The organism is Paenibacillus sp. (assembly GCF_035645235.1).
Lineage (GTDB): Bacteria > Bacillota > Bacilli > Paenibacillales > YIM-B00363 > Paenibacillus_AE.
Genome location: NZ_DASQMZ010000155.1, coordinates 1 through 10,557, shown reverse-complemented (window position 1 = coordinate 10,557; position 10,557 = coordinate 1). Strand labels below are relative to the sequence as shown.

The 10,557-nt window shown below is 62.2% G+C and carries 10 protein-coding genes and 1 pseudogene; 2 read left to right on the top strand and 9 right to left on the bottom strand.

Annotated elements, in window-relative coordinates; translation table 11 throughout:
• The 5 genes and pseudogenes from ispD to radA all read right to left on the bottom strand — a co-directional run.
• Positions 1-605 (bottom strand): 2-C-methyl-D-erythritol 4-phosphate cytidylyltransferase (gene ispD, locus VEZ38_RS15365; RefSeq protein WP_324894922.1); only part of this gene is annotated, 605 nt, incomplete at its 3' end.
• An 80-nt stretch (positions 606-685) separates the two neighbouring features.
• Entirely contained in the window at positions 686-1,777 is a 1,092-nt protein-coding gene (locus VEZ38_RS15360) for a PIN/TRAM domain-containing protein (RefSeq protein ID WP_324894920.1), read from the bottom strand.
• A 313-nt stretch (positions 1,778-2,090) separates the two neighbouring features.
• A pseudogene (gene pssA / locus VEZ38_RS15355) lies at positions 2,091-2,765 on the bottom strand (CDP-diacylglycerol--serine O-phosphatidyltransferase); the annotation flags it as partial.
• 57 nt (positions 2,766-2,822) lie between these two features.
• Complete coding sequence (gene disA, locus VEZ38_RS15350; protein ID WP_324894918.1) at positions 2,823-3,902, bottom strand: DNA integrity scanning diadenylate cyclase DisA; 1,080 nt, start codon at positions 3,900-3,902, stop codon at positions 2,823-2,825.
• A 115-nt stretch (positions 3,903-4,017) separates the two neighbouring features.
• Positions 4,018-5,388 (bottom strand): DNA repair protein RadA, encoded by a 1,371-nt coding sequence (radA, locus tag VEZ38_RS15345; protein ID WP_324894916.1) that lies wholly within the window; start codon positions 5,386-5,388, stop codon positions 4,018-4,020.
• A 217-nt stretch (positions 5,389-5,605) separates the two neighbouring features.
• Between radA and VEZ38_RS15340 the strand changes: the two genes are divergently transcribed.
• Positions 5,606-6,655, top strand: coding sequence for a copper amine oxidase N-terminal domain-containing protein (locus VEZ38_RS15340; RefSeq protein ID WP_324894914.1), 1,050 nt, complete (start codon positions 5,606-5,608; stop codon positions 6,653-6,655).
• A 56-nt stretch (positions 6,656-6,711) separates the two neighbouring features.
• Here VEZ38_RS15340 and VEZ38_RS15335 read toward each other — a convergent pair whose 3' ends face one another.
• The 4 genes from VEZ38_RS15335 to VEZ38_RS15320 form a co-directional block, all read right to left on the bottom strand.
• Complete coding sequence (locus VEZ38_RS15335) at positions 6,712-7,794, bottom strand: GGDEF domain-containing protein (RefSeq protein ID WP_324894912.1); 1,083 nt, start codon at positions 7,792-7,794, stop codon at positions 6,712-6,714.
• A gap of 145 nt (positions 7,795-7,939) precedes the next feature.
• A complete protein-coding gene (locus tag VEZ38_RS15330; protein ID WP_324894910.1) occupies positions 7,940-8,077 on the bottom strand; it encodes a hypothetical protein in 138 nt (45 codons plus the stop codon).
• Positions 8,078-8,083: 6 nt separating this feature from the next.
• Positions 8,084-8,965 (bottom strand): permease, encoded by an 882-nt coding sequence (locus tag VEZ38_RS15325; RefSeq protein ID WP_324894908.1) that lies wholly within the window; start codon positions 8,963-8,965, stop codon positions 8,084-8,086.
• Positions 8,966-9,037: 72 nt separating this feature from the next.
• Positions 9,038-9,340, bottom strand: coding sequence for a metalloregulator ArsR/SmtB family transcription factor (locus VEZ38_RS15320; RefSeq protein WP_324894924.1), 303 nt, complete (start codon positions 9,338-9,340; stop codon positions 9,038-9,040).
• Between the two features lie 263 nt (positions 9,341-9,603).
• Here VEZ38_RS15320 and VEZ38_RS15315 point away from each other — a divergent pair.
• Positions 9,604-10,557, top strand: a 954-nt coding sequence (locus tag VEZ38_RS15315) for a choice-of-anchor I domain-containing protein (protein WP_414694726.1), incomplete at its 3' end; no start/stop codon positions are given.

Sequence of the window (10,557 nt, the reverse complement as noted above, 5' to 3'; positions counted from 1 at the left end):
CGCACGCCGAGCCGCTCGACGAGCATCGCGTCGTCCGTGCCGAGGAAGCCTTCCGCCTCCGCGCGCCGATGCGCCTCGACCAGCAAATCAACGCGAAAAGCTTGTGGGGTTTGCACCGCCCACAAGCTGCTTCGATCCGGCGTTCCGGTAATGAACCCGTCCCGATCCGCCGACTTGATCGTATCCTTCACCGGCACCGCCGGCACGGCCGCGCCGGTGTCCTCCGCTGCGGCAAGACACCGCTCGACGAGCGCCGGCGTGACGAGCGGACGCGCCGCGTCGTGCACGAGCGCCCAGACCGCGTCCGGGCGCGCCGCCCGAAGCGCCTCGATGCCGCGCAGCACCGAATGCTGCCGCTCCGCGCCGCCCTCGACGACGGCGACGACCTTGCGCAGGCCATGGTCGGCCGCGAGCCGTTCGGCGTACGCCACGTCCCCGGCGCCGACGACGAGCACGACGACGTCCACCGCCGCCGACCGCTCGAACGCCTCCAGCGCGTGCGCGACGATCGGCTTCCCGCCGATCGGTATGTATTGCTTGCTGACCGCCGCGTTCATCCGCTTGCCCACGCCCGCGGATACGATTACGGCTCCTACTGTCGCCATCCCCGCCTAACCCCCAGCCGCATTTCCGTCTATCTTACCACAACGGCTCGGGCGATTTCGAGCGTGCGGGGAAGGCGCCGTTATTGCGCCTTCTCCAGCAGCTTCGGCTTGGCGAAAATCATGCGGCCGGCGGACGTCTGCAGCACGCTCGTCACGAGCACCTCGAGATGCGAGCCGATAAAATCCCGGCCGCCCTCGACGACGATCATCGTGCCGTCGTCCAAATATGCGACGCCTTGGCCGTGCTCCTTGCCGTCCTTAATGATTTGCACCATAATTTCCTCGCCCGGCAGCACGACCGGCTTCACCGCATTGGCGAGATCGTTGATGTTCAAAACCGCGACGCCCTGCAGCTCGCACACCTTGTTCAAGTTGAAGTCGTTCGTGACGACCTTGCCGTGCAGCGCCTTCGCGAGCTTGACCAGCTTGCTGTCGACCTCCGATATTTCGTCGTAGTCGCCCTCGTAAATCAAAACTTTCACGTCGAGCTCCTTCTGAATTTTGTTCAGAATGTCGAGTCCCCGGCGCCCCCGATTGCGCTTAAGCAAGTCCGACGAATCGGCGATGTGCTGCAGCTCCTCCAGAACGAATTCGGGAATGACGAGCGTGCCCTCGAGGAAGCCCGTCTTGCAGATGTCCGCGATCCGCCCGTCGATAATGACGCTCGTGTCGAGAATCTTGTGCTCGTAGATGCGCTTCGCTTCCTCCGGCGCGGGCGCCGGCGCGCGCGCCGCGTCGACCCACGCCTGCACGTCGCCGCGCTTGGCGACGGCGAAGCGCGCGCCCACGACGCCGAGTCCGATCGCCGCCAGCGCGGCGAGCCATGGCGCCAGCGCGCCGAACGCGCGGAACGCCGGAACGAGCAGCGCCGCCACGACGAGGCCGACGATCAAGCCGACGATGCCCGCCGCCGCATCCGCCGCAGGGACGCCGTACAGCCGCTCCTCCGCTTTGCGCAACGCGTCTTTCCCGAGCCGAGCGATCCAGGAGTAGCCGAAATAGAAAAGAATAGCAAACGCGCCCGCGAGGCCGTATCCTTGGCCTTCCACCGAGCCGAACGCCACGCCGGGAACGAGATAGCCCAGCGGATCGTGTTGGAACGCCGCCGAAAGTTTATACCCGAGGAACCCCCCGAACAATGTGCATGCCGAACGTAATGTGTTGTTCCACATCGCGTGCTCACCTCCTTAATAGTGTCCTTACAAGTATGGTCCACTTTTTGGAAGGTTAATCTCGGCATGCAAAAAAACCGCTCCGAGTTCGACGCATCGAACCCGGAGCGGCTAGCCCGCATCGCTATTCGGTTTTCCGGCCGGTCCGATCCGGCTCCCGTCCGTCCGCGCCGGGCGTCTCGCCCTCGGAGGCGCCCTCGTCGGCGCGCTGCCGGACCTTCGTCCAGCCGCGGCGCAGCGGCTTCGGCTTGCGCCCGCGGCGAGCGAGCAGCGGCCGGGTTACGCGCACGCTTCGCACGCCGCGGGTCGCTAGGCGAGCGATCACTTCGACGTTCTTACGAAGGCCGAACAACGCGTAAAGCAGCAGCGGAATGAACAGCAGCTTGGACGCCCACCCCGGGTACAACACCGCGACGGACGCCGCGCCGATAATGATGAACGGCGTCACCCAGATGAAGCGGCGAGACAGCCCCAGCTTCTTGAAGTTGGGGTAGCGCACCGTGCTCACCATCAAGAACGACAACGCGAGCGAGGACAGCACCATCACCCACAGCGGAATCTCGTTCGCGAACAGCGCGAGCGTGCAAAGTACGCCGCCGGCGGCGGGAATCGGCAGGCCGAGGAAGTAACCGGGCAAGCCGTCGCTCACGTTGAACCGGGCGAGCCGGAGCGCGCCGCAGATCGGGAAAATCGCCGTCACGAACCACCCGAGCGGCTCGTGCAGCCCTTGGAACGCGGCGACGTACATGACGAACGCCGGCGCGACGCCGAACGAGATGACGTCGGAGAGCGAATCGAGCTCCTTGCCGAACTCGCTCTGCGCGTTCAGCGCGCGGGCGACCCGTCCGTCGAGGCCGTCCAGCAGCATCGCTACGATGACCAGAATGGAGGCCATGTCGGAACGCTCGTTAAACACCATAATGATCGAGAGAATGCCTAAAAATAAATTTCCGATCGTAAACCAATTCGGAAGCTGCTTCCAACCCATCGGCTACACACCTCTGCCCCTTATCATACCCGAAATGCCCGCCGATACCATAGCCGGTTAAATATGCCGGTCGACCAGCACTTGCTCTTGAATGCGCTTAAGCCCCTCTTTGATCGTGCGCGCCCGCACCTCGCCGATGCCGTCCACCTCGTCGAGCTCCTCGATCGTCGCCATCAGCACGTGGGGCAGCTGGCCGAACTGCTCGACCAGGTTGCCGATGATGAGCGTCGGAAGACGCGGAATTTTGCTCAGCATCCGGAAGCCGCGCGGAGACAACGACTCCTCCATCATGGCCGCCGTATTCGGGTACCCGAGCATGCGCACGACGTGATGATCCTCGAGCAGCTCGTCGTCCGTCATCCGCATCAGCCCCGCCACCGCGTCGCGCAGCTTCTCCTCGACCGGATCGCGCATATAATCCTTCAGCAGCAAGTACGTCTCTTCCTCGACGCCGGTGACGAGCTCCTCGAGCTGCATCGAGATGAGGCGGCCTTCGTTGCCGAGCTCGTTAATGTACCGATTGATTTCCGCCTTGATGCGCAGCACCATCTCGGCGCGTTGTACGACGTTCGTCACGTCGTGCAGCGTCACGATCTCCTCGAATTCCGCCGCCGACAAGTTCGTCAGCGCCTGATCGAGCACCGCCTTATATTTCTCGAGCGTCTGGATCGCCTGGTTCGCCTTCGTCAAAATAACGCCCATATCCTTAAGCGCGTACCGAAGCTGGCCTTGGTACAGCGTAATGACGTTGCGGCGCTGGGAGATCGAGACGACCAGCTTCCCGGTCTGCTTCGCGACGCGCTCCGCCGTCCGGTGCCGAATGCCCGTCTCCATCGAGGAAATCGAGGAATCCGGAATCAGCTGCGTGTTCGCGAACAGAATCCTTTTCAAATCCTCGCTTAAAATAATCGCGCCGTCCATCTTCGCAAGCTCGTACAAATAGTTCGGCGAGAAATCGCAGTTGATGGAAAATCCGCCGTCCACCAGATCCATCACCTCGGGGGAATACCCGCAGACGATGAGCCCCCCGGTTTTCGCGCGCAGCACGTTCTCGAGCCCTTCCCGGAACGGCGTGCCCGGCGCGACGAGCTGCAGCAGTCCGCTCATGAATTCTGGCGTGTGCTCTTCCTTGACCATGTGTACCCTCCTGACGATGCGGACGTTCGATTCCGAACAAACTATCTAGTTCCTATTGTATATAAAAAAGGGCGAAGTTTGCACATCGTTTTCATCTTTTTCCGGAAAAGGCCGCTTACGGCAGCAACGCGTTCAACGCGTCCCGCACCGACGCGACCGGAACGACCTCGATCCCGCGCGGCGGCGTCCATTGCTTCATGCTCTTTTCCGGCACGACGACCCGCTTGAAGCCCAGCTTCAGCGCCTCGTTGACCCGCTGGTCGACCCGCGAGACGCCGCGCACTTCGCCGGTCAGCCCGATCTCGCCGAACACGACGTCCTCCGGCCGCGTCGGCTTGTCCCGAAAGCTCGAAGCGAGCGCCACGGCGATGCCGAGATCGGCCGCCGGCTCGTCCAGCTTGACGCCCCCGGCGACGTTGAGGTACGCATCCTGGGTCTGCATATGCAGCCCGACGCGCTTCTCGAGCACGGCGATGATCAGGTTGAGCCGGTTATAGTCGACGCCGGTCGCCATGCGCCGCGGGGAAGGGAAATTCGTCGGCGAGACGAGCGCCTGCAGCTCCACGAGCACCGGCCGCGTCCCTTCCATCGAAGCGACGACCGTCGAGCCGGCGACGCCGAGCGGGCGCTCGGAGAGAAACAGCTCGGACGGATTCTTTACCTCGGCGAGCCCCTGCTCGACCATCTCGAACAGCCCGATCTCGTTCGTCGAGCCGAACCGGTTCTTCACCGCGCGCAGCATCCGGTACGTGTTATGGCGCTCGCCTTCGAAATAAAGCACCGTGTCTACCATGTGCTCGAGCAGCCGCGGGCCCGCGATGGCGCCTTCCTTCGTCACGTGGCCGACGAGGATCGTCGCGACGCCGCGCTGCTTGGCGATGCGCATGAACAGCCCGGTGCATTCCCGCACCTGGGACACGCTGCCCGGCGCGGACGTCACGCCCGGCTGGTATACCGTCTGAATCGAGTCGACGACGAGCACGTCCGGCCGCACCTCGTCGAGCGCCTCGAAGATGTGATCCGTGTTCGTCTCGCACAGCACGAACAGCGTCTCCGCCTCCGCGCCGAGCCGCTCCGCGCGCATCTTGATTTGCCTGGCGGATTCCTCGCCGCTCACGTAGAGCACGCGGAGGCCCGACCGCGCCAGGAAATGCGACGTCTGCAGCAGCAGCGTCGACTTCCCGATGCCGGGGTCGCCGCCGACGAGGATGAGCGAGCCCGGCACGAGGCCGCCGCCGAGCACCCGGTTCAGCTCGCCGCCGCCCGCGTCGACGCGCGCCTCCTGCGCGCCGACGATGCTCGTAATCGGCCGCGGTCGCTCCTTCGTCGCGGGCAGGCCCGCCGCCGCGACCCCGGCCGTCTTCACCTGCGTCTCCGTCTCCTCGACGTAAGTATTCCAGCCGTTGCAGCCCGGACACTTCCCGAGCCATTTCGGCGATTCCGTTCCGCATTCTTGACATACGAATTTCGTTTTCGCCTTCGCCATTTTTTCGTCCCTTGCCGAGCCATCGCTCGTTTTCCGGTATAATTCTCCGTCAATTGACAGAATCCTGCACCTTTTGACAAAATCCAGCCGATTTCGGCGGAAATTATAGGAAGCTTTCTTTTTCGCGCGCCTAAATTTGTATTGCCGCGTTCGACGAATCCCCCTTACACTAATCGGGAGTTCTTCCATCTTACATACAAACGGAGGTAATCGGAGGATGATGAAAAAGCTGGCGGCATCGGTTACGGCGATCGCGATGGCAGGGTCCTTGTTCGCAGGCACGGCGTTCGGCGCGGAATTGAAGATGATCGTGAAGGGGAAACCGCTCGTCTTCGCAAGCGGCACGCCTTTCGTGGAAAACGGCAGCAGCTTAATGCCGCTGCGCGACCTGCTGATCGGCCTCGGCGTGCAGGCGAGCGATATCGCTTGGGACGGCGCGACGAGCACGGTCACGGCGAAATACGGCGATATCGTCGTAACGCTCAAAGTCGGAGATAAGGCGATTTACAAGAACGGCGCCAAATTCAAGGATCTCGAGGTGCCCGCCAAGCAAGTGAACGGCCGCGTCTTCTTGCCTGCGCGCGCGATCGCGGAAGCGTTCGGCAACTCGGTCGGCTTCGATCCGGCGACCAACTCCGTCATCATTGAAGAGGCGAAAGGCGGCTCCTCCGCCGCCGGCAGCGGCTCGGCAAGCGCAGGCGGTTCGGCGTCCAACGCGACGGCCGCCGCAACGTTCAAGACGAAGGGCGGCATCGAGGTAACGCTGCCGAGCACGACCGTCGGCGCGGGGCAAATCGCCGGCTTCGTCTACGATTACGATCCGGCGACCGGCACCGTCACGCTAAAGCTGGCGGACGGCACCGAGAAGAAGCTGACGCTCGTCGACGCGACCAAGCTCACGTTCGTGAACGGCCACTCGTATACGGGCAAGCAGTATAAAGCCTACTTCCAAAGCGGGGTCGGCGTCGTCGCCGCGGCGAACGCGGACGGCTCCCTTAAAGAGCTTAAGGTGGTAACGCTCGAAATAACAGGGGTTGTGGAGCAGGTCACTACCGATTCGTATGACGCGGTGGACGCGAACGGCAACGCGACGAAGATGACGCTGACAGACGTCTATGTGAACGTGAGCGGACAGAGCGTCCGTTTTACGACAAGCGAAGCCCTGACCGTTACGCCGAAGGTCGGCGACTCCGTCACGGTCCAAGGCTCCGTCAGCGAGTCGGACGGCTACGTCTCCGGGCATCTGCTCTCCTTGAAAATCAACTAAGCGTACGCCAAGACGCCTCGCTGCCTTCCCAAGAAGGCAGCGGGGCGTCTGCTTTGTTATGCCGAGCGGAGACCGGCGGCCGCGGCCGTCTGATTTTTCCCCTCGCGCTTGGCCTTATAGAGCAAGGCGTCCGCCTTTTCGAACAACGATTCTTTCGACTCCCCCGGCTCGCGCGTGCCGAGTCCGACGCTGACCGTGACCGGCCTTCCGCCCAGCTCTTCGTGAACGGTGTCGGCGATGCGCGTGCGGATGCGTTCGAGGCGCCGATACGCCTCCTCCGGCGATACGCCGAAGAGCAGCATCGCGAATTCCTCCCCGCCGTACCGGAACGCTTCGTCGTCCGCGGCCATGCCCTCCTTGATGCGCTGCGCGACCCGCTGCAGCACGAGGTCTCCCGTGCGGTGACCGTACGTGTCGTTAATCGATTTGAAATTGTCGATATCGATCAGCGCCAGATGCAGCGGGAACGTCTCGCATTCGAGCGCCCCATAGGCATGTTCGATCCGTTCGTGATACGTAATATGGTTATAAAGCCCGGTCAGCGCGTCTGTCCGCGAGAGCATCAGAAGCCGTTCCTTGCTGCGCGTCTCCTCCTCCAGATGCTTGCGCAGCTCCACCTCGCGCTCCATAATGCGAAGGGCGAACCACGTCGCGCCGAACAAGATCGCGTATAAGGAAATCCATTCGGTCGCGGACGTCTGCGCGCGAAGAAGCGGATGCAGAAGGACAGCGGCAGCGGCGAGCGCGCCGTTCAACCCGAAGGCGAAGAGCAAAATCCGACGCCGAAAATAAAACACCGAAAACAAAATCGGCAGCAGCCCGACCGCTTGGATAAAGTCGATTCTCGCGTGCACGAAGACGATCACGGTCGAGAGCCCGGAGCATGCGGCGGTGACGATGTATTCATGGCCCTTCGGCAGCACGCGAAGCAAGCCTTCCGTCGCCCCCATGATTAGACTCATAAGCGCCGTAGGCAACAGGATAAAGTGCAAAACGAATTCGATCGGGTCCCGGGCCGATGTCAGCAAACTCGCGCACTCGGCGATCACGGTAATGAAGATGCTCCACCAAAACGCGTTCAAGTAGCGTCGATGCCAGCGGGAGATGCTCGTCGTTACGCTCACGGTCGGTGTCGCCATACGCCTCAACCCCGTTGTCCGTTGTAAGTGCATACAATTCTGATACTTCTAATTATTACCGGAAAACGGCGCGATGGAAAGCATTATTTTAAAAGAATGCAAACGTCCCGAACGCGCAGACGCGCGATCGGGACGCTCCCTCAAGCTAACAGCGGCACGCCGCGCAGCAGGCTTCCGCTTTTTCTTCTTGCACGGCTTGCTCTTCGCAGCATGGCGCCGCGTCTTCGACTTCTACGATTTCGACGTTGCAGCAATCGCTGTTCGTTTTCCGACGAAAAAACATCGCTACTCACCTCCCTTCCCAATGGAACAGCAGCCCGGACAGCGTCGCCATGGTTACGACCGAAGCGACGAAAGCGACGACGAGCCGGCGGCGGAAAATCGCGTTCAGCATTGCCAGCTCGGGCAGGCTCGCGCCGGCGGAGCTGATCATCAGCGCCATGACGGGGCCGAGCGCCATGCCTTTGGCGATCAGCATCGTCGAGATCGGAATCATCGAGGACAGCCGGATGTAGAGCGGAATGCCGACGACGGCCGCGATCGGGACGAGCCACCAGCGGTCGCCCGACAGGTGGGCCGCGATCCATTCGCTCGGAACGGCCCCGTGGATGACGGCGCCGATCCCGGCGCCAAGAAGAAGGAACGGGTAGACCGTCTTCATCAGCGTCATCGTCTCGCGCCACGCCGACCGCGCGTCGAGCCCCCGTCCGGCCGGCGCCGCGCCGCCTTTGACGACGACGCGTTTCACCGCCGATTCGAAGCCGAGCGCTTCGAGCAGGAAGCCGATCGCGACGGAGAGGACCGCCGTCGCCGCCGTGTACAGGGCCGCCGTCTTCCAGCCGAGCATCGCCGTCATGAGCGTCAGGATCGTCGGATCGAGGACCGGCGAGGCGAACAAAAACGTCATGACGACGCCGAAGCGCAGCTTCTTATTCAGCATGCCGACGACCATCGGAATCGTAGAACACGAGCAGAACGGCGTGAAGAACGCCAGCAGCAGCGCCAGCAGCGCGCCGACGAGCGGATGCCGGCGTCCGATAGCCCGCTCCAGCCGCTCGTAAGGGAGTACGCCCTGCAGCAGGTTCATCGCGAACGAGATGCCGAGAAACAGCGCCGTAAGCTCCAGCGCAATGAAGAAGAATGAGCCGGCGATTTGTTGGAAAGTTTCCATAGGTATGAATGCTCCTATTACATCAATTTATTTTGATTAATTGGGTACAGCGGTTCCGCGCGGGCCGAATCCTTAACAGCAGCCGCTCGGTCGGAACACGCAGCACAGCCGCTCGGAGAGCAGGCCGTTGATCTCCGTCGCGTTCAGCTCATAATAGCTCCAAGTCCCTTGCGTCTCCCGACGAATGAGCCCGGCGTCGAGCAAAATTTTCAGATGGTACGACAGCTTCGACTGCGCCATGTCGACGAGCTCGCACAGATCGCATACGCACACCTTCCCTCGCTGCGTCAGCACATGCATGATCTGCAGCCGCTTCTTATCGGCCAGCGCCTTAAATTTTAGTTCGTACGTTTCAAAGAAGCGCTCATCCGGCATCGTTCCCTCGCCGGACGCGACCGCGCCGTCGGAGAAGATCGGCAGATCGATTTTCATGTCGCGTCCCCCGCCCTATTCATCAATTTAACTTGATAATACACCCCGCCGCCTCCCTGCGCAAGTATTTCATCAAAATTATTTGATTTTAATCCTCCACGAATTTTACCTGCGCTTAACATCCTGCTCACGTTCGGAAAACATCCCGCGCCTATGATAGATGAGAAACGTACCATTCCATCATTTCCTTAGGATTTCAGTTGCCGTTGTACAAGCCGTTCCACAAAAGCGCGGCCCTCGCGATCGCCGCCGCCGTCGCCGCGACCGGGTGGTCGGGCGCCGCCCTCGGCGCCGCCGCAGGCGTCGAAGCGAAGCCTTACCTGACGTACCCCGCCGCATCCGAATTGAACGTTCATTACTTGGGACGTTACGTCAGCGGCGCGCCGCTCGACGAGGCCGGCGCGGAGATCGTTACATACGACCCGAAGACAGGTTACGGCTTCGCCGTGAACGGGGCGGAGGAGTCGCTCGACATTTTCGATATGAACGTCTTGAAGAAGCGCGCGGCCACGGTTCAGGCCCTTCCGCTCGTGAAGCGCATTCCGGTCGAGGAGTTGACCGGCGGCCAGGTGAAAGCGGGCGACATTACGAGCGTCGCGCTGCACCCGAACGGCGGCGTGCTCGCCGTGTCCGTGCCGAACGATCCGAAGCAGGAGAACGGCCACGTCGTCTTCATCGATACGGACGGCAAGCTGCTGAGCTACGTCGAAGTCGGCGCCCTGCCGGATATGCTGACGTTCACCCCAGACGGCCATTACGTGCTGGTCGCGAACGAAGGCGAGCCGAACGACGAATACACCGTCGACCCCGAAGGCAGCGTCTCCGTCATCGACGTGCGCGGCGGCGCGGACCAACTGACGAACGCGAACGTGCGAACCGCTCGCTTCGCGGACGAGGTCGTCGCGAAAGACGTTCGCAAGGCGAAGCCGGACGTGCCGTACGCGCAGGACTTGGAGCCGGAGTACATCTCCGTCGCGGCCGACGGCAAGACGGCGTTCGTCGCGCTGCAGGTAGCGAATGCGCTCGCGATTCTCGATATCGCGTCCGCTTCGATCACGGCGGTGCGCAGCCTCGGCTACAAAGATTATGCGAAGGAAGGCGGCCTCGACGCCTCCGACAAGGACGACGCCGCTTCGATCCGGCCTTGGCCTGTGCTCGGC